This window comes from Caulobacter endophyticus, from assembly GCF_003116815.1.
GTDB classification, from domain to species: domain Bacteria; phylum Pseudomonadota; class Alphaproteobacteria; order Caulobacterales; family Caulobacteraceae; genus Caulobacter; species Caulobacter endophyticus.
This window is the reverse complement of the sequence record NZ_QDKQ01000077.1, coordinates 207,648-228,007: the sequence shown is the minus strand read 5'-3', so window position 1 is coordinate 228,007 and position 20,360 is coordinate 207,648. Positions and strand designations below refer to the sequence as shown.

General features: G+C 69.3%; 11 protein-coding genes. 7 read left to right on the top strand and 4 right to left on the bottom strand.

The window, feature by feature from the left end; genetic code table 11:
* Positions 1–21 precede the first annotated feature (21 nt).
* The 4 genes from DDF67_RS24520 (at position 22) to DDF67_RS24505 (ending at position 4,679) form a co-directional block, all read left to right on the top strand.
* Positions 22–2,655, top strand: a complete 2,634-nt coding sequence (locus tag DDF67_RS24520) for a DUF6519 domain-containing protein (protein ID WP_109455346.1) — start codon at positions 22–24, stop codon at positions 2,653–2,655.
* A 32-nt stretch (positions 2,656–2,687) separates the two neighbouring features.
* Positions 2,688–3,377 carry a hypothetical protein gene (locus DDF67_RS24515; protein ID WP_146198089.1) on the top strand — a complete coding sequence of 230 codons (690 nt, stop codon included), beginning with the start codon at positions 2,688–2,690 and terminating at the stop codon, positions 3,375–3,377.
* Entirely contained in the window at positions 3,374–4,354 is a 981-nt protein-coding gene (locus DDF67_RS24510; RefSeq protein WP_109455344.1) for an ATP-grasp domain-containing protein, read from the top strand. The genes DDF67_RS24515 and DDF67_RS24510 overlap by 4 nt, the downstream gene beginning before the upstream one ends.
* 88 nt (positions 4,355–4,442) lie before the next feature.
* A complete protein-coding gene (locus tag DDF67_RS24505; protein ID WP_109455343.1) occupies positions 4,443–4,679 on the top strand; it encodes a hypothetical protein in 237 nt (78 codons plus the stop codon).
* Here the strand turns inward: DDF67_RS24505 and DDF67_RS24500 are convergent.
* From DDF67_RS24500 to DDF67_RS24485, 4 genes are all read right to left on the bottom strand, one after another.
* Positions 4,676–6,001, bottom strand: coding sequence for a DUF5690 family protein (locus DDF67_RS24500; protein WP_233247760.1), 1,326 nt, complete (start codon positions 5,999–6,001; stop codon positions 4,676–4,678). The genes DDF67_RS24505 and DDF67_RS24500 overlap by 4 nt on opposite strands.
* Positions 5,998–6,810: a phosphonoacetaldehyde hydrolase gene (gene phnX, locus DDF67_RS24495; RefSeq protein WP_109455342.1), complete on the bottom strand. Its 813-nt coding sequence runs from the start codon at positions 6,808–6,810 to the stop codon at positions 5,998–6,000. Before phnX ends, DDF67_RS24500 begins: the two co-directional genes overlap by 4 nt.
* Positions 6,807–7,943 (bottom strand): TIGR03364 family FAD-dependent oxidoreductase, encoded by a 1,137-nt coding sequence (locus tag DDF67_RS24490; RefSeq protein WP_109455341.1) that lies wholly within the window; start codon positions 7,941–7,943, stop codon positions 6,807–6,809. Before DDF67_RS24490 ends, phnX begins: the two co-directional genes overlap by 4 nt.
* Before the next feature lie 81 nt (positions 7,944–8,024).
* Positions 8,025–10,457 (bottom strand): TonB-dependent receptor domain-containing protein, encoded by a 2,433-nt coding sequence (locus DDF67_RS24485; protein WP_109455340.1) that lies wholly within the window; start codon positions 10,455–10,457, stop codon positions 8,025–8,027.
* 189 nt (positions 10,458–10,646) lie between these two features.
* On the opposite strand from DDF67_RS24485, the gene DDF67_RS24480 reads away from it, so the two are divergent.
* The 3 genes from DDF67_RS24480 to DDF67_RS24470 all read left to right on the top strand — a co-directional run bounded on the left by DDF67_RS24480 (position 10,647) and on the right by DDF67_RS24470 (position 20,208).
* Positions 10,647–11,543 (top strand): LysR substrate-binding domain-containing protein, encoded by an 897-nt coding sequence (locus tag DDF67_RS24480; RefSeq protein WP_109455339.1) that lies wholly within the window; start codon positions 10,647–10,649, stop codon positions 11,541–11,543.
* Between the two features lie 205 nt (positions 11,544–11,748).
* Entirely contained in the window at positions 11,749–13,449 is a 1,701-nt protein-coding gene (locus DDF67_RS24475; RefSeq protein WP_233247759.1) for a ShlB/FhaC/HecB family hemolysin secretion/activation protein, read from the top strand.
* A gap of 27 nt (positions 13,450–13,476) precedes the next feature.
* Complete coding sequence (locus DDF67_RS24470) at positions 13,477–20,208, top strand: YDG domain-containing protein (protein WP_109455337.1); 6,732 nt, start codon at positions 13,477–13,479, stop codon at positions 20,206–20,208.
* Positions 20,209–20,360 lie beyond the last annotated feature (152 nt).

Sequence of the window (20,360 nt, the reverse complement as noted above, 5' to 3'; positions counted from 1 at the left end):
CCGCCACAGGAGGGGTAAGCCATGACCGCCGACATCAGTCGCGACACCTTCGACGCCCGCAAACGCTACGCCGGCGTGGTGATGCAGCAGGGCCGTGTGCAGCTTGACGCCGACTGGAACGAGCAACAGTCGATCCTGCGCCATCACGCCGAGACCCAGGCGATAGACATCATCGGCGCCTCGGGCGCGCCGGTGCACGACGCCGGCTTCAAGCTGACGACCGACGGGGCGAAGGTCAGGATCGGCGCCGGCCGCTACTACGTCGGCGGGGTGCTCTGCGAGAACCCCGTCGAAGTCGACTATCTGAACCAGGCCGACTATCCGGGCGCGCCGGACCTGGCCTCGCTGTTCGCCTCGGCCGGCACGACCAGCGCGATCTTCTATCTCGAGGCCTGGCGGCGTCCCGTGACCGGCCTGGAAGATCCGGGCATCCGCGAAGTGGCGCTAGGCGGCGCCGACACGGCCATCCGGCTGAAGACGATCTGGCAGGTCAAGATCCTGCCGGTGAAGCCTGCCGCCGCCGGCCCTCGCGCAGTCAGCGAATGGGACCAGCTCATCACCCCGGCCACAGGTCGGATGAGCGCCCGTGCCGAGCCCTCGCTCTCGGGCGACAATCCCTGCCTGACACCGCCCGCCGCCGGCTACCAGCGCCTGGAGAACCAGCTCTACCGGGTCGAGATCCACCGGGGTGGCGACCGCAACAGCGCCACGCTGAAGTGGTCGCGCGACAACGGCTCGGTCGTGACCGCCATCGAGAGCTTCAACGGCCAGCAACTCACCGTCCATGACCTTGGTCGCGACGCGGCGCTGGGCTTCGCCAACGGCCAGGTCGTCGAACTGATCAGCGACGCGGTCGAGCTGACCAACCAGCCTGGCCAACTGCTCCGCATCGACCACGTCGAGGAGGCGAGCCGGCTGGTGTCGCTGACCACGGCGCCCAGTCCCGTCAACGCCGCCCTGCGTCCGAAGCTGCGCCGCTGGGACAGCGCGGAGATCGCTCTCTCGAGCGCCAGCACCGCCGATGGCTGGATCGAACTGGAGGACGGGGTCCAGGTGAAGTTCGAGGCCGGGACCTACAAGACCGGCGATTTCTGGCTGGTGCCGGCCCGCGCCCTGACCGGTCAGTTGGACTGGCCGTTCCTCACGCCTCAGCCGTCGCGCAACAAACCCCACGCCTACTGCAAGCTGGCCCTGGGCGCCCTGACCCGGAACGTCCTGTCTCTGCAGGACAGTCGGATGCTGTTCACCCCGATCGCCGAGAGCCCTCCGGCGATGCACGTGACCGGCGTCAACTGGGTGCACGACGACATCATCGCCCTGGAGCCGCTGCAGTCGGCGGGCCTGCAGATCTTCTTCGACGGCGCGATGACCGCGCCGGTCGGCGACTCCGGCCAGTCGCTCGTCAGCGTAACGCTTGAGACCCCCGCGCCGCTGAAGATCATCAACCCGGGGGCCGACGCCAAGTCGACTTTCCGCCTGTCGACGCCGCTGGCTGGCGAGGTCAGCCTGCCCGCGCCCAACGTGCTGTCGTGGAAGCCCGCCCAAAGCGGCGCAGAGCTGTCAAACCTGGTGGCCTTCCTGGTCAACGAGAACATCCAGCGCGTCAGGCTGCGCGTGATCCTGCGCGGCTCGATGATCTGGTCGGAGCAGAGCGACCAGAAGCTCTATGTGGACGGCCGCGTTTACGGCAAGTCGGGCTTCCGCGCTGACGGCTCGCCGCGCATCGACCTTACCCTTCCGTCCGGCGACGGCGTGAAGTCCAGCGACTTTGAAAGCTGGCTCTATCTGCAACTCCGGATTCCGCCGCCAAAGCTCACGCAGTTGGGCCTCAGCAGCACCCTGGCCAATCCGGGCGACCAGATCACCGGCACGGTGGTCATCGACCGCCCGGCCCAGACGCCGTTCACGGTCGCTCTTACAGTCTCGGGCGACGGCGCTCGCGTGCCAGCGTCGGTCGACATTCCGGTCGGCCAGACCCGGGCCAACTTCATCGTCACCGCCGCGACGCCAGCCAGCACCACCCGGATCGTGGTCTCGGGCGCGGCGTCGGGCGTCACCCTGCAGGAGACGTTGACGGTTCAGGTGATCAACATCGCCGTCACGCCCGCCGAGGTCACCATCTTCGTCGGCGGCAGCCAGCAGTTCTCGGCCCAGGAGTCAGGCGGCGCTTCCCCCGCCGGCGTCACGTGGAGCGTCCAGGGGCCGGCCGGCGCCAGCATCAGCCAGAGCGGCCTGTTCAACTCTTCGGTGGCCGGCGACTTCCAGATCATCGCCACCTCGAACGCCGACCGCACGCGCAACAAGGTAGCCATCGCCCACGTGCGCCAGAAGAGCAAGGACACCAAGGAGACCAAGGAGAAGGACAACGACAAGGCCTTCGAGAAGTCGGTTGAAAAGATCATCGAAAAGGGCGCCGAGAAGAACATCGAGAAGACCCGCGAAAAAGCGACGGAGAAAACCCGCGAGAAGATCCGCGAGAAACTGGCCGAGAAGATTCCCGACCTTCTGATCAGCGACTTGCCGCTGCCGGCGCTGTCCGGCGAGACGACGGACGAGCAGGTGCTGGTCATGCCCGACGTCGAGGCGATCGTCGCCAAGGGTCGGTCCTTCATTAGGCCCGCCGAGCGTCCCGACCTCTCCAGGCCGCCGGCGTGATGGGCGGCGCCTCCAGACCGCGGCGGATCCTCGTGCTGGCCAACGCCTGGGATGCTGCGGCGCATGGCCTTGCCGGCGAGGCCGACGGCGCGGATGTCGTGATCGCCACCCCGAGGGACCTGTCGCGCGTGGGCTGGCGCTATTGGCTCGACACGCCCGGCGACACCCTCACCGTGGCCGGCGGCGAGATCCTGCCGGCCACGCAGATCGGTTGCGTGCTGACCCGACTGTCAGGTGTGAGTGAGGCGGATCTGCCGCACATCGCCGGGGAAGACCGGGCGTATGTCGCCGCCGAGATGACGGCCTTCCTCCTGGCCCTGCTCGCCGGCTTCGAGCGCCCGGTGGTCAACCGTCCTACTCCGTCCTGCCTCTGCGGCCCGCACCGCTCCGACGCCGGCTGGCGGCGGATGGCGATCGAACTGGGGCTTCGGGCCGCCCCGCTGAGCCTGACGGCGGCTTGCGGTCAGCCAAGGGAGCCGGAACCCGATCCAAACATCGTGACCGTGGTCGGCAAGACGGCCTTCGGCGCGGAAGGTCCGGCCCAGGCCAAGGCGGCCGTGGCGCTGGCGCGAGGCGCGGACGCCGACCTGCTGACCGTCGCCTTCGCCTCGAACGATCCCGGGGCCATCCTGCGCGCCCACCCCCATGTCGACCTGACCGACGCGGGGACCGCCCTGGCCGTCAGGGACTACTGCGCTCACATGGCGGAGACGGCGGCGTGATCCTCCTCTGGGGCGTTTCCAGCGACGGCCCGCTGGCCGCGGTCCAGGCAGCCCTTGCGCGACGTGGAGCGCCGGTCTTTCATCTCGATCAGCGGCGCGCGGCCGAAACGGTCCTGGACCTGCGGTACGACGAGACCGGGGTTTCCGGCGAACTGACGATCGGGGCCGACCGATGCACTCTGGCCGACGTGACGGGCGTCTATGTCCGCGCCTATGACACCCGCGCCCTGCTGGACGCCGACGCCGATGTGGCCCTGCACGAGCACGCCCAGAACCTGGAAGGCGCGGTCCAGGCGTTTCTCGACGTCACGCCCGCAAAGCTGATCAACCCGGCCGCGGCCATGGCCAGCAACAGCTCCAAGCCCTATCAGGCCGCCCTGATCGCCCGCCACGGCTTCCTGACGCCGCCCACCCTGGTCACCACCGATCCGGCGGCCGCGGTCGCCTTCCAGGCCCGCCACGAGGCGGTCATCTACAAGTCGGTCAGCGGGGTGCGCAGCATCGTCTCGCGCCTGACCGACGACCACCTCGACCGGCTGGACGACATTGCCTGGTGCCCGACCCAGTTTCAGGCCCAGGTGCCAGGCCGCGACTTCCGCGTCCACGTCGTCGGCGAGCGCCTGTTCACCTGCGAGATCGCCACCGAGGCCGACGACTACCGCTACGCCCACCGCCAGGATCTGGCCGTGTCGATCACCGAGGGACATCTGCCCGAGGAGGTCGCCGAGCGCTGTCGCCGGCTGGCGGCGGACCTTGGCCTGGCCTTCGCCGGGGTCGACCTTCGGCGAACGCCGCAGGACGAGTGGTGCTGCTTCGAGGTCAATCCGTCGCCGGCCTTCACCTATTACGAGGACCTGACCGGCCTGCCGATCGCCGAGGCCGTGGCCGACCTGCTGATCGCGCAGGCGGAGGAGCGAGCCGCCGCTTCCCGGGCGACCAAACCGACGGCCGCCAGAGGACAAGCCGTGGGCGCCTAGAAGCCCATGCGTTCGAAATCGGCCTCCCGACTTGACCTCCGCCGGCCGAAGGCGCTGGATCACGCCCGGGACAAGGCGGAGAACCGACATGCCGCAGACAGTCTTGAATTTCGACGAGCAGAGCCTCCTGCGGGATATCCGCGACCAGGGAAGCATCAGCCTCACGCCGGAAATGCGGAGCTTCGAGGACGCCGAGCGCCTGCTGGCCAAGGGGCTGGTGCGTGCGGTGCGAACGCGCGGCTATCCGGCTTCGACCTACCTGCTGTCGGGCGACGGCGTCGCCGCCGCCGGCCGCTGGTCAATCGGCGCGGCGATCCGAAACTAGATCCTGTCGACGTTCAGCGCCGAAGGCCCGAACCGCGCCGGCCGCCTTGGCCCGCCGCCCATCAGCGACGCGGCTAGGGCGATGCCTGCCAGCCCCGCGAGGCTGGTGACGTAGGCCATGGCCGTCAGGAAGTTTATCCAGTCCAGGTCCAGCCTGGCGAAAGCCTTGACCAGCAGCAGGGCGACGCTGCCCATGTATCCGCTGGCGTCGGCGACATAGATCAGAAAACCGGCGGTGCCCACCGTGCCGGTGGCCGCGATCATGCGGTCGAACAGCATGCCGTTGAACGGGGTGTAGGCCATGTAGAGCCCCGCCCCGCTGGCGACCATCCAGCTGACCGGCCCCAGCCATCCGGCCTGATGCAGGCCCGTCGAGACGCCCAGCAAGATGAGGCCGCCGCCGATGAAGGCCAGGTTGAAGCCGACGGCGCGCCTGTTGTCCTTTACCCGGATCAGGGCGGCGAGGCCGACCAGCACCACCACCGCCACCGGCAGTTCCGAGACGCTGAACATCGCCGCGGCGTCCTTGAAGCCAAGCTCGGCCCAGATCTCGGCCGAGAAGTTGTCGCGGAAATCTCGGACCGCCGTCAGCAGAACATAGACGGCGACCAGCACCGCCAGCACCGGCCCGTGGGCGGCCAACAGCGCGGCGCGGTCCTTGGCCGACATGGGCGCGCGGCGCACGCGCTGGGCCTCGTCCTCGGCGTCGGGCGGCGGCATCTGGGAAAGGCCCGCAACCGCCACAAACAGCAGCGGCGCGAACAGCAGGCCGGTCAGGGCCGGCATCCAGCGCTCGTCGACGCCGGTCAGCAACAGGGCCTTGCCTGCCGACTTCACGACGCCCGAAGCCAGGATGAAGCTGGCGCAGAGCATGGCGCCAAGCGCCTCTGACAGGCGCCGCCCCTCCAGGAAGCCGAACACCAACCCCCAGATCATGCCCAGGCCCAGGCCGTTGGCGAACAGGGCCAGCGGCGCGAGCACCGGCGGCAGCACGCCCAGCGCCACCAGCGCCAGTTCGGCCCCGCCGACCAGCAGCAGGATCGCCAGCGCCCGGCGGCCCGGCGGCGTCTCCGACACCACCTTGACCCCGACCACCTTCGACAGCGCGTAGCCTGCGACCTGGGCGATCACCAGCACGATCTTGAACTCGATGGCGAAGGGCCAGCCGGCGACGTCGCTCCAGTCGGCGGCCGCGAACGGCTTGCGATAGGCGTACATCGAGAAATAGGCGGCGAAGGCGGCAAGGCCCCCATAGGCCGCGAACGCCCAGGCCGGCGCTCGCGACAGCCAACGCCCGACGGGACCTTGCGCCGCGCCGCTCACCGGGGCGTCTCGCCGGCCGCGATGCGGGCCTCGATCTCGGACAGCGCCGCCGGCAGGTCGGCGACGCTGTCGATCACGTAGTGAGCGCCGACCTGGCGCAGGACGGCGGCCGAGGCCTCGATGCGAGCGGCGCGCTCGGCGGCGGGCAGCGCGGCCAGATCCTCGGCGCTGAGGCCGACGCCGTTGCCGGACGCCGACAGGCCGACGGTCCAGGCGCCGACCTCCAGCCCCTCCCCGATCCCGACCACCGCGTCATCGACCTTGACGCAGGCCCGCGCCGGCCAGGCGCCCAGTTCTACAAGCGCCTTCCACATCATCAACGGCGAAGGCCGTCCCGCCGCCGTCTCGCCGGCGCAGACAACGACCTCTGGCGCGTAGCCCTGCTCTACCGCCAACGGCAGGATGTCGGCCATCATTGGCCGGGTGTAGCCCGTGGTCGAACCGATCCGGACGCCGCGCGCCTTCAGGTCGGCGGCGACCTCGGCCGCACCGGGGATCAAGGCCGCGCAGGTTCGGGCGGCCTCGCGCATGCGGGGCTCGACGGCGTCGTGCAGGCGATCGACGTCGGCTTCGGTCGAGGCCGCGCCGTAGCGGTCACGCCACAAGCCAGCGATGCGCGGCATGGCGAGCAGCGCCCGCACGTGATCCCGCTTGGCCTTGCCCATGTCCGCCCGCGCCTCGGTCTCGGAGATCTCGATCCCCGCCTGGCCGAACACATCGCGCAGAGCCACGACAGGCGCGCGACAGCCGAAGTCGATCATGGTGCCGGCCCAGTCGAAGACGACGGCCTGAATCGGAGACGGGTTCATGCGGCGGCTCCTTGCTGGGGCAGGTCGTAGAGGCCGGCGATCACGTCCTCGGCCAGGCCGAAGGCGGTCGAGGTGCCGGTGCCGCTGGTCACGGTCACCAGGCGCACGCGCGGCATGGGAGCCTCGACCAGGCTATGGCCGGCGGCCGAGGCGTAGGTGCCGGTCCAGCGCTCCAGCACCGGCGGTGGGGACTGGCCGAACACCTTGGCGAACTCGTCCAGGATCAGGGCGTCGACGTCGTCGCGGGCGAACGGGTCGGGGGTGGCGGCGTATTGGTGGCTGTCGCCGACCACCAGCGAGCCGTCGGCGCTCTGCACCACGATCAGGTGCACGCCATGGGCCAGGTGCTGCGCCTGCTCAACCTCCAGCCGCGCGCGCAGGGCGCTCGCCTGCGGCAGGTCGGCATAGCCCAGGTAACGAACGAGCCCGAGGTCGGACATCACCGGCGCGGGCAACCGCCAGCCGGGATCGGACAGGCGCAGCATCTGCAGCTTGCAGCGCGTCACCTCGGCCCTTGCGAAATGATCGGGGAACAGGGTGACGAGGTCGTCGCCCGGACAGACCACGATGGTCTCGGCCCGCACGACGCCTGCCGAGGTGTCCAGGCGTCCGGTCTCCACGCCCCGCACAGCCGCGCCGCGCAGGAAGGTCACGCCGTGGGCGGCTTCCAGCCAGGCGGCCAGGCGCGGGATGGCGGTGCGGGATTCCACCCGCAGGTCGATTTCGCTAGTCAGGGCGCCCAGCACCTCGCCGTCCCCCGGCAGGCGGTCTCTTAGGTCGCCGACTTCGCGCCAGGCGCAACCTTCGGCCATCTCGGTCTCGAGGAAGGCTTCCAGCACCGACTGGGCCTCGGGCCGGCGGACGACCATGGTCAGGCCGCGCTGCAGCACCTCGATCCCGGCCGGTCCGGCGACCTCGTTCCAGACCTGCGCCGAACGCCGCGCTCGCCGCCAGACCGCGCCGCGCGCCTGGCCCGTGACGGTCACGAAGCCGAAGTTACGCACCGAGGCGCCGTTGGCCTGGGCATCGCGGTCGACGACCACCACGCGCTTGCCGAGCCGGGTAGCGGCCAAGGCGTGGGCCAGACCCACGACGCCCGCGCCGACCACGGCCAGATCGAATTGCTGTTCCAAGTTCGCTATTCCAAAAATCGGGGAAGGACGATCGCGCGGGCTCGCGGGGATCGGTGCGGCCCGCGCGACGTCAGGACCGGCCTAGAAGCTGAAGTTCAGGCCTGCCGAGACGGTGCGCGGCGCGCCGCGCGTGTAGCGCTGGGTGAACTCGTCCAGCATGCCGCCGATGTACGTCTCGCCCAGCAGGTTGGTGACGTTGAACTGCAGGTCGACGGCGCGGCCGTTCTCCAGCGGCAGGCGGTAGCCGGCCGACAGGTCGACGATCGTGTAGGCCGGCAGGTAGAGGCTGGGGGTGTTGGGTGCGTCGCCAGCCGTCTTGCCGGTGTACTTGCCGCGCAGACCAGCCCGGAAGTTGTCGCGCTTGTAGTCCAGGCCCAGCGACACCAGGGTCGAGGGGGCGCCGGGTACGTCATTGCCCTTGGCCACCGGCTTGACCGCGCCAGCGTTGGCCGTGCCGCCGGTGAAGCCCTCCTGGTAGACGGAGTCGTTCAGCGTCAGCGCCGCGCTGGCCGTGAACGCCTCGCTCAGCTCGTAGACCAGGCTGGCCTCGACGCCCTTGCTCTCGATGCCCTTGCCCGTGTTGGCGTAGGCGCCCGAAGTGCCGGCCGTGTAGTTGATGCCGCCGTTCGAGCCCGTCGGCCCGCCGGTGATGAAGTCGGCCGAGTAAAAGGTTATCGCGTTCTTGTAGTCGATGTAATAGGCCGTGACCTGGGCTGAGAACCGGGGACCGTGGAACCGCAGGCCCGCCTCGAAGTCGTCGGCCACCGAGGACTTCAGCTTGCTGGTGTCGGTCTGGGTCTTCTCCAGCGCCCAGTCGCCCACCGCGCCATAGTTCTGCGAGAAGCCGGCGAAGGCCTGCAGGCTCTCGTTGACCCGGTACAGCGCGCCCAGGCTGAACAGCACGTCGGAGTCGGCATTGAGCGCCGTCTTCAACGGAGCGGTCAGCTTGCCGTAGGCGTCCCAGCCGTCGGTCTCGCCCTCGATGTCGATCAGGTACTTCTGAACGCCGCCGGTCAGGGTCAGGTCGCCCAGGGTCCAGGCATCCTCGACATAGACCTTCCACTGGTCGGTCGAGAAGCGCTGCATGAAGTCGATCAGTTGCGGCGCCTCGTAGTAGTCGGGGCCCTTGCGAACATCGACGATCTGGCGCCAGGCGCGGCCGAAGTCGCGGTCCAGCTTCTCGTACCAGACTCCGGCCTCGACCTTGTGCTGGCCGAAGGCGAATTTACCCTTCGAGGTGAAGCCGTAGCGGTCGTGGCCGTAGAGACTGGTGCGGTAGGTCTGCAGCGGCGTGCACGAAGCGGCGACCGCACCGCCCGCGCCGTAGCACAGCGACGAGGTGATCCGGGTTCCGTCGACATCGGTATAGTCGAGACCCTGCACGACCGCTCGCTGACGACCCGCCGCGTCGGTCCAGCCGTAGTAGGCGCGCTTGCGGCTGGAGCCCGGGGCCGTGCCGCCCGCGATGGTGCGCACGCCGTTGGGATCGATGGCGACCTGCTGGTAGGGCGGCGCCCAGTCCCCCTGCCCTTTCTGGTGATGGTAGTACGGCGCGACTTCGAACTGGATCGCATCGCTGAGTGCGTAGTCGAACTTGACGTAAGCCAGGGTGTTCCTGCGGTGCGCCGACCAGGCGTGGGCCCAGTTCTCGTTCACGCCGGCCGGGATATTCGTCCAGTTCGGCACGGAGGCGTCGCCGGCCGTCGTGCCGTCGAGAAATGCGCGCGAGGCCTCGATCAGCGGATCATCGACCGCGTCGTCGTATGAGGCCCGCGCGGTGATGGTCAGCTTGCCAAGCTCGGTGACCGACTTGGCCTCGGCGTGCCACTCGTCAAAGCCGCTGCCGTCGCTGCAACCGTAGACCCACCGGCAGGCGGTGAAGCGGGCCAGGCCCACATAGGCGCGGGTGGTGTCGGCCAGCACGCGGCCTGTGTCGTAGACGCCGGCGGAGCGGCGGGCCTGGTTGTCGCCCAGAGTCACCGAGATCAGGCCGCCGGCCTCTTCCTTGGGATCGCGGGTGACGTAGGCGATGGTGCCGCCAAGCGCCGAGGCCGAGGCCGAACCGACGCTGGTCGTGCCTTGGTCGATCTGGATGCGCGCGACGTTCTCGCTCATCAGGTATTTCTGGGCCGGCGCGCCGCCCAGATAGTACGAGGCGTTGTAGGCCGGCATGTCGTCGATGGTCTGGCCGATCTTCGACGAGCGCAGGTTGATGTCGAAGCCGCGGATATTGACGCCGTAGGTCCAAGGATCGGCGTTGAAGGCGTCCGAGCCGCGGATGGCCACGCCCGGCACGTCCTGGATGGCGTTGATGATGTTCATGGCCGCCGGCTGGGCGGCAATGGCGTCCGCGGTGACGATGGCGTTGCCCCGCGCCACCGGCGCGGCGGTGACGACCACGGTGTCGACGGTGTCGGCATCGGCGGCAGGCTCCTCGGCCGCCCAGGCCTGGCCGGCGGTCAGCGCGATCGCGGCGGCGCCGCAGCTCAGCAGCGTCCTGAACTGGATCTTCATCGGTGTCCCCTGGTCTCCGGTGAGCGGGGACGCCTTGCCGTCCCGGCGGCCGCTTCATGGGGCGCCGGGCGGCCGCGAGGCCAAGCGTTTGGTTGGATGGGGGGCATAGGTGGGGCCTATGCCCGGCCTTCGTGACATTTCGATCCGTCACGTCGCCGTCACGAGGCGCGCCTATGGAACACCTCCGCCATGGCCGCCAACTACCAGCATCTGCGCGCCTTCCACGCGATCGCCCTGGAGGCCAGCGTCACCCGCGCCGCGCGCCGCCTGAACGTCGCCCAGCCCACCCTGTCCCAGCAGTTGAAGGCGCTGGAGGATCGGCACGGCGTCAGCCTTTTCGAGAACCGCCGCTCCCCCCTGAAGCTGACCGGCGCGGGTCGCGACCTCTTCGCCTTGACCGAGCGACTGTTCGCAGCCGCCGCCGACGTGGACGACATGCTGGGCGAGGCCGTCAGCCTGGCCGGCGGCTCCCTGCGGATCGGCGGCGACTGCCCGCCGCAGGTCGCTCGCGTGGTCGCCAGCTTCCGCGCCCGCAACCCCGGCGCCCACGTGCAGGTGTGGATGGGCAACGCCCGCGAGGCCATGCGCTGGCTCAGCGCCGCCGAGATCGACGTAGCTATCGCCAGCGACCCGCCCGCCGACGGCCAGTTCACTTACGACCCGCTCTACACCGACCATCTGGCCGTCGCCCTGCCCGTCGACCATCCGCTGGCCGCGCTGGCAACCACGCCCATCTCGCGCCTGGCGGACGAAACCCTGCTGATCCGCGAGCCCACCTCCAAGACCCGCGCCTTCACCGAACAGGCGCTGGGCTCGGCCGGCGTAGAGGTGCGCGAAACGCTTGAGCTGCAAAGCCGCGAGACCATACGCGAGGCCGTGGCGCTCGGCCTGGGCGTCAGCGTGTTCTTCTCGTCGGAATGCCCGCCCGACCCGCGCATCGCCTATCGACCGCTGTCGGGCCAGGAGCGTGAGCAACCCCTGCGCGGCTATCTCGTCTGCCAGCAGGACCGTCGGCGCAGCGCCCTGATCCGGGCTCTGCGAGCGATCGCGGCCGAACTGGTCGAGACCGCTGCTCCGGCCGCCTAGAAGCACCAGAAAATTCGCGCCAGAGGAGATTGAGCGCCGAATGGTCGCGGCAACCGGTCGTGCTATGTCAGATTTCCGACCGTGACACGCCTTCTTACTCGCCGAACGGTGTCATGTTGCACGTTTCTGCATCATGATAATGTCTAGGTTGAGGGCGATGTCGCGCTCGTAAGCCGGAGGCGGGGGCTTGAAAGTTATATTGGGGATGCGGCGCGCCGCCATCGGCGCGAGCGCCTTGATCTGTCTGGGCGGCAGTCTGCTGGCCACCGTTCCGGCTTACGCGCAGGTCGCCCTGCCCTCACGCCAGGAACTCGATCCCGCCAACGCCGCGCCCATCGCGGCCGCGCCGCGCGGCGACCTGTTCAAAGGCGTGGAAGCCGGCCCCTGCCCGTTCCGCGACAGCCCGATCAAGGTCACGCTGAAGGCGGTGGACTTCCAGGGCGGCGCCTCGGGGGCCCTCGCGGTCTCCGACCAGGCCCTGGCCTCGACCTATGCCGAGTTCCTGAACCGGGAGGCGCCGATCAGCGCGGTCTGCGATATCCGCGACCGGGTCGCCTCGCTGTACCTGCGGCGCGGCGTGCTGGCCAATGTGCTCATTCCCGAGCAGCGCATTGCCGATGGCCGCCTGATCCTGACGGTGGTCGAGGCCCGGATCGGATCGGTCAACTACAGCGGCGACGCCGGCCCCGCCCAGAAGCAGGTCGTTCGCTTCCTGAACCAGCTGCGCGGCATGGCGCCGTTCGACCTCGACGTCGCCCAGCGCTACCTGCTGTTGGCCTCCGACGTGCCAGGCGTGCGCATCCAGTCGGCGCTGCGTCCCACGGGCCAGGGCGACGGCGCGCTGGACCTGGAAATCGCCATCTCGCGCGACGCCGTCGATGGTTCGGTAGTCGCCCAAAACTACGGCTCCAAGACCGTCGGCCGCGACCTGACCCTGGCGCGCCTGGATCTCAACGGCTTTACGCCGCTGGGCGAACGCACGTCGATCATCGGCTACGGCACGCTGTCTAGCGACGAACAACGGGTCATCCAGGTAGTCGAGCGCTTCTATATCGGCGCCGATGGCCTCACCGCAGACCTGTCGGGCGCCTGGGGCTGGACCAAGCCGGGGGACGTCCTCAAGCCGCTGGACCTGGAAGGCGACTCCTTCGCCGGCAATGTGCGGCTGACCTATCCGCTGGTGCGCCACCGCAACCGCAACCTCAACATCGGCGTCGGCCTCGACTGGATCGACCAGAAGGTCGAGTTCGGCGGCGGCCTGGCCACCCTGACCGAGGATCACCTGCGGGTGTTCTTCCTGCGCCTGGACGGCCACTACGCGCCCGCCAGCCTGGCTCGCCATTCGGTCGCCATGACCGGCGTGTTCGAACTGCGCCAGGGCAGTAACGGCCTGGGCGCCAGCCGCTATGGCGACCTTTCGGCCTCTCGCTTCCTGGGCAAGCCCAAGGCCACCGTGATGCGCACCGAGGGCGAGATCGGCGGACGCCTGGCCGGTCCCTTGATCGGCAAGCTGAACGTCGTCTGGCAGCACACCGACGATCCGCTCCTGTCCTACGAGGAATATGGCGTCGGCAACCTGACGGCCGGACGCGGCTACGATCCCTCAGTGGCGTCCGGCGACCGCGCCCTGGCCGCCTCGCTGGAGTTCAGCACCGTTCCCCTGCCCATCAGGGGCGGCCGCGCGGCCTGGCGTCCCTACGCCTTCTACGACCTCGCAGAACTGACCAATCTGGGCGCCGGCGCCGGCAAGCTCGACCTGACCTCGGCCGGGGTCGGCGTACGCGCCCAGCTGACCTCGCGCGTCGCCCTCGACCTCACCTGGGCCAAGCCGTTCGACAGCCCCTTCGGGACCGGCGACGCGCCGTCCTCGCGACTGCTTGTTTCGCTGTCGGCCGCCCTCTTCTAGTCCGCTGAAGTCTCCGGAGCGTTCTCCATGACCCAGTCCTCGCCCCTTCTCCGCACCGCCTCGCGCTCGCAAGGCCGCGCCAAGCTGCTTGCCGCCTCGGCCCTTTGCGGCTGGGCCACCATGCTGGCCCAGCCGGCGCTGGCGGGAACGCTTCCGAGCATTCCGGGAGCCGGCAGCATCACGGTCTCCACCGGCGGCTCGCAGCCCGTGATATCCTATCCCGACCCGGTGACGCTGCAGGTCCAGCTGAATGCGTCCCGGACGGTGATCAACTGGTCCAGTCTGCACGTCAGCAGCGGCGACACGATGGAGTTCCAGTTCAACGCCGCCAGCGACATCGTGCTGAACAAGACCACCAGCCAGATCGCCATCGACAACGGCGGTACGGTGATTGGCAAGGTCGGCGCCGCGGCGGGCGGCAATGTCTGGTTCTATTCGCCCCAGGGCGTGATCGTCTCACCAGGCGCGACCATGAGCGCCGGCGGGTTCGTGTTCGCCGGCGGCGCCGGCCTGATCGACGCCAATTTCGTCGACGCCGCCGACCCGACCTCCGTCCTGCGGGCTGCGTCGAACGCCATGATCCGGATGACCACGGTGACATCGGCCACCAGCGCCTCGATCAATACCGCCGGCGACGTGGTGCTCAGTGCGTCCAGCGGGGCCCTGAACGCTCAGACTGTGTACGGCGCAACGGCTCAGGTAAGTACGACCAGCGGATCGATCACCGCCTCCGAGGTCACCGCCACCAGCGGCGCGGCGTCTGTCACGGCCGGCGGCCCCGGCGCGACCGTGACCCAGATCATCGGCGCCACCGGCGTCACTGTTTCCTCGGCCAACAACAGTTCGGTCGGTTCGGCCACAACCACGGTCTCGGGCGACATCCTGATCACCAGCAACGGCTCGGCCTCGCTGACCCTGGGCAATTCGGCGCGCGACATCACGCTGAGCGCGCCGCAGGTGTTCATGAGCACCGTCGATGCGGTGCGCAGCGTCTACGTCACCGGCACCACCCAGGCCTATGTGACCAACCGGATTTTCGCCGGCGACGACGTCGAGATCACCGCCGACGGCAATGTGACGGCAGGCGGCGCCTATATCAAGACGACCGGCACGGGCGCCGACGACAGCCACATCCTGATCCGTTCAACGAACGGCTTTGCATCCGGCGGTACGCTGCTGACGCAAGGAACCGGCTCCAAGGCCGGCGACATCACCGTCAGCGGCGCCACCTCGACGACCCTGACCACCGGCGTCTCCAGCCGCGACCTGAAGATGAGCGGCGAAAGCGTCAGCGTGAACAACGCGACCGCCGCGCGCGACATCGCGCTGACGGCTTCAAACGGTTCGGTGACGATCACCACCTCGGTCACGGCCGGCGACGACGTCGAAGTCGTCGCCACCGGCGGCGACGTGCTGGCTTCCGGCGTCACCTTGAAGTCGACAGGCGCGGACGCCGCCGATGACGGCCATGTCACCGCCCGCTCCACGACCGGCGCAGTCAATATAGGGTCGGCCATCACCCAAGGCAGCGGCGCGGCGGCGGGCGACGTCTGGATCTCCGGGAGCACCGGCTCGACCCTGGGCTCGGCCTCCTCGACCAAGCACCTGATCTGGACGGGCGGCGACAGCCTGGCCCTGACCGGAAACTACAGCGCCTCCGGACAGGTCACCCTGGTGTCGGGCGGCGGCGCGCTGAACCAGACGGCCGGCGTGGTCACCGCCAACTCACTCTCCGCCTCCGGCGCGACGGGCATAGACCTGAGCGGCGACAACCAGATCGACCGGGCGATCAGCGTGCAGGCCACCGCAAACGACGTGGTGCTGAACAACGCCAAGGCGCTGATCATCACCGGCAACATCGGCGCACGCGACATCACCGTCACCACAACGGCCGGCGATCTTACGGCGAACTCGGCGACCCAGATCGTCGCGACGCGAAACCTGATCCTGACCGGCGCGACGGGCGTCTCCGCCAACACCGGGATAGGCGGCCTTTTCTCCGGCGCGACCAGCGTCACGGTGACCGCCACCACGGGCGACGCTTCGGTGGCCACGGCCTCGTCAAACGGCACGATACTGGTGCGGGCCCTGGATGGCTCGGCGGCCCTGCGCAAGGCCGCCATCACGGGCACGGGCTCCCTCTCGGTCGTCGCCACCGGCGCGGCCACCCTCGGCGCCGATAGCCTGGCCGGCAACGGATCCGGCAACACCGTCAGCCGCACGGGCGGCGTCGGCGCCATCAACGTGACATCCACTGGCGGCGACGCCCGGGTCTTCCTCGACAGCCTGAACGCCACCCTGACCCAGGTGACCGCCAGCAACGCCAGCGGCACGGCCTCCATCGGCGTCGACGGCGGCTTCAGCGCTGGTACGGTCGGCGGCTACAACGTCTGGCTCGACGCCTCGAACGGCACGGCCAACGCCACCAGCATCACATTGGGCGGCGGCGACTACACCGCCAGGGCCCGGAACTGGGGCGGCGCGACGCTGAACCCTGGCGGCACGATCCGCAACCTGTCGATCACCGACACCGACGGCGGCTTGGTGCTGGCCAACGCTCTCGCGGCGACGGGCGACCTGACGCTGGAATCCTTTGATGCGCTGAGCAGCGCCTACGACCTCACCGCCGACGGCGACGTCACAGTCACGGCCGCAGGAGACATCGACCTGAGGTCGGCCACAGCCGGCGACGACATCAAGGTCAACTCGACCGGCGGCCAAGCCATCCTGCGCAAGGCCGACCTGACCGGCGCCGGCGTCGGCCGCGACCTCAGCGTCACGGCGGCCACCAACGCCGTGCTCGGCGACACCGACTACACCGCGATCACCGCCAGCAACCTGTTCACCCGCTCGGGCGGCGGCGCGGGCGTCGCCGAGATCAAGTCGGCCGGCGGCTCGGCCATGGTCCATCTCGACGCCAGCGCGGCGATCGACACCGTCACGGGCACGGACGTCGATGTGACGATCGCCAACGGCGCCGCGACCTTCGACGCGATCACGGCTACGGCCGGCGACCTCTACGCCGAGGCCTATGACGGCGCCTTCAGCATCGGCACAGCCACGGCGGTCAATGGCGACGTCACGATTGTGAACGCGGGCGGCGACCTGACGATCACCGGCTCGGTGCACGGCGGGAACCAGGTCGATATCCAGACCGACGGCCGACTGGACGCAACCCTGGCCGGCCTGATCTCCAGTGACGGCGACCTCAGCCTGGTCGGCGGCAGCGTCGAGGCCGGCCATCTGACCGCCGACGGCATGATCGAAGCCACGGCGATGGATACCGACGTCACGGTGCAGCTGGCCGAGGCCGGGCAGTCGGTGGTGGTCGCCTCGCTGAATGGCGACGCGACCCTGCGCGCCGCCAAGGCTCCGGACGCAGTGGCCCTTATCGCCTTCAACAAGGCCACCTTCGGCGCGGACGATAAGGCCTCGATCACCGCCGCCAACTATGTCGACACCGACCCCAGCTGCGGCTGCGGCTTCGACGGCCTGCAGGTCCTTTCGTACAACGGCGACGCCGTGGTCAACATCGACTCGGCCACAAACGGCATCGGCGCGGTCTCCTCGTCCGGCGCCGGCAGCGTGACCATCGTCCAGAAGACCGGCGACCTGAAGATCGGCGGAGCCGCCGGCTATAACGTCACGCTCGAAGCCATGAACGGCACGCTCGAGATCGCCCAGGCCGGCTCCTACGGCGGCGACTACTCGATCACCGCCCAGGGCTTCCTCGGCGCCGCCCTGACCCCCGACCTTGTCGCCGGCGCGATCCGCGACGTCACGATCATCGACACCCTCGGCGATCTCGACCTGGGCGCCGCGGCGATCCACGCCGATCGCAAGCTGACCATCGCCGCCCAAGGCGGCGCGGTGACCGGCCAAGGCCAGCTCAGCGCCGGCGCAGGCCTGGGTGACGGCGACATCAGCTTGAGCGGCCAGGGCGTCAGCATCGCCAGCGCCGAAGGCGATGGGAACCTCACCCTGAATGGCGGAACCGGCGTGGTGAACGTGGCCACCAGCGTCAGCGTCGGAGGTGACTACAGCCTGACGGGCGGCGCCTTCACGGGCGCGACCCTGGCGCCGCTGGGCGCGAAGGCCGGAGCCTGGACCATAGTCGACAATACCGGCGACTTCGACTTCACGGGTGCGTCGCTGCGCTATGGCGGCGACATCTCGATCACCGCGGCGGGCGCGCTTGCCGGCGGCGCCGTCACCAGCGACAACGGCGATATCCTCGTCACCGCCGTCAGCGGCCAGCTGGGAGCGGTGGACGCCTCGTCCGGACAGGTCAGCGCCACGGCCACGACCGGCGGCATGACCCTGGCCTCGGCCAGGGCGGCCGACAGCATCGAGGTCGCAGCCGCCGCGGGCACGGCCAGCCTGGGCTCGGCCGTCCTCACCGGAACCGGCTCCAACAGCCTGCTGGTGCGCTCCACCGGCGGCGACGTGGTGCTGGGCGCGGCGACGCCGGGCGCGATCACCACGGCCAATCTGGTCACCTCGGCGGGCGCCAGCACAACGGTCGAGGCCTCGACCGCGGCCGGCAAGGTCGACGTCAACCTCGACCGCACCGACACCGCCCTCACCACCATCGCTGGCCGCGATGCGGTCAAGATCGCCGTCCTGAACGGCCCGCAGCGGATCGTCAGCGTCAGCTCGACCAGCAGTTCGGTCCAGGTGGACGGCCCGACGGGCGTCCTGACCATCGACCAGCTGACCGCGAACGCGACGTCGCAGGTGAACGGCGGCGGCGACACCCGCCTCGTCTCAGCCACCATCGTTGGCGATCTGTCGGTGAAATCGGCGACAGGCGCCCTGCGCTTCGGCGACGCCACGCCCGGCCGGGTTATCGCCGCCAGCGGCGCGCTGTCGCTGGACGCCGCCGCCGACATCGCCCAGCAGGGCGTGCTGCAGGCCGACACACTGAGCGTCGCGGCCGGAACCGGCGTTGTCCTGCTCGGCGCCAACCAGGTTGCTCACCTGGACGCCGTCAGCGTCGCCGGCGGCGGCTTTGCGTTCAACGACACGATCGGCTTCGACATCCGCGGCCCGATCACCGCCGCCGGCCAAGCCGTGGACCTGCGTTCGGCCGGCGCCATCGCGCAGGATGCGGCCGGCGTCATCACCGCCCAGCGGCTGACCGGCGCGTCGGCCGGCGGCGCCGATTTCGGCGCGGCCAATCAGGTGGTCCAGCTTGGCGACTTCACCAATACCGGAGGCCTGTTCAGGCTGATCGACAACCGGTCCCTGACCATCGACGGGACCGTGCATAGCACCGGAACCGTTTCCCTGGCCTCGCATGGCGGCATGGCCATCACGGCCAACGGCAAGGTGGTGGCTGACGGTGCGGGCGACGCGGTGATCCTGGCCTCCGACGGCGTGTTCACCAACGCGCGCGGCGCCGATGCGGTGAGCGCGACCAACAGCGCCGGCCGCTGGCTGATCTACACCCAGGCTTTCGGCGCCCCGACGGGCTTCACGGCCGGCAATGACTTCAACGGCCTAGCCGGCAAGTCCTTCTATGGCTCGGCCTACAACTTTTCGACCGAGGCCTTCGCCGTGGCTCCTAACGCTGGCAACCGCTTCGTCTACGCCTACCAGCCGATCCTGGCGGTCAACCCTGTCAGCCTGGTCGTGACCTACAACGGCGCCATCCCCACGGTTTCGGCCACCGTCAGCGGCCTTGTGAACGGCGACGCGGCGGCAGACGCCTGGTCGGGCGCGCCGACGGTATCGGGCGCGACCAGCAAGAACGCCGGAACCTATGCGCTGACCGCCGGCGGGGGCCTGACCTCGGACATGAACTATGGCTTCAGCTACGGCTCGGGCACGCTGCGGATCGACCCCAAGACCATCGGCGGCCTGCTTGCCGCCGACAGCAAGACCTATGACCGCAGCACCAGCGCCACCGGCGCGATCACCCTGAGCGGCGTTGTCGCGGGCGACAGCGTCTCGGCCGCCGGGACCTACGCCTTCACCGACCGGAACGCTGGTTCCGGCAAGGCGGTCACCGCCTCGGGCGTGGTCCTGTCGGGCGGCGACGCCGGCAACTATGTGCTCTCGCCGGTGGCGAACGCCCAGGCCGACATCTTCAGGAAGGCCCTGACCGGCGCCTTTGCCGCCAACGACAAGACCTATGACGGCACGTCGACCGCCAGCGGCTCGATCGGCGTTATCGGCGTGATCGCGGGCGATGCCGTCACGGCGAGCGGGACCTATGCCTTCGCTGATAGGAATGCTGGCCAGGGCAAGATGGTGACGGTGTCGAGCGCGATCCTGGCCGGCGCCGACGCCGCAAACTACGACCTCGGCTCGGTCGGCGGCGATCTCGCCGATATCCTGCGTCGACAGGTGTCGGTGTCGGCCGACAACCAGTTCAAGCCGTTCGGCCAGGTGGATCCCACCCTGACCTATCATATCAACCTGGGCTCGCTGGTCGCCGGCGAAAGCTTCACCGGCGTGCTCGGACGCGGCGCCGGCGAGGCGCCAGGTAGCTATGCGATCAACCGCGGCTCCCTGGCCCTGTCGTCGAACTATGACCTGACCTTCACCGGCGCGGTGTTCACTATCGAACGCCTGCCGACGATCGAGCAGGAAGGCTCGGTCATGATGAAGTACGTCACCCAGTCGCCCGACTTCACCCTGGACTGGAATCCGGAAGCCAACCTCCAGACCGAAGGTCCAGCCTGTGAAGGCGAAGGCTGCCCAAGCCAGGCCGTCACGACAGATAAGGGCCAGACCCTGGCGGCGCTACCATAGGTCCAGGATAGGGCCAGGATAAGGAAAGCGAGGCGGACGTCGGGTTCGACATCCGCCTCGCTGAAGACCACGCCGGTCGTCTGCGGCAGATTCTATGACCGGATATCCCTCGGACGCGCCTCGATAGCCAAGCCTAGAGGCTGAATCATGCG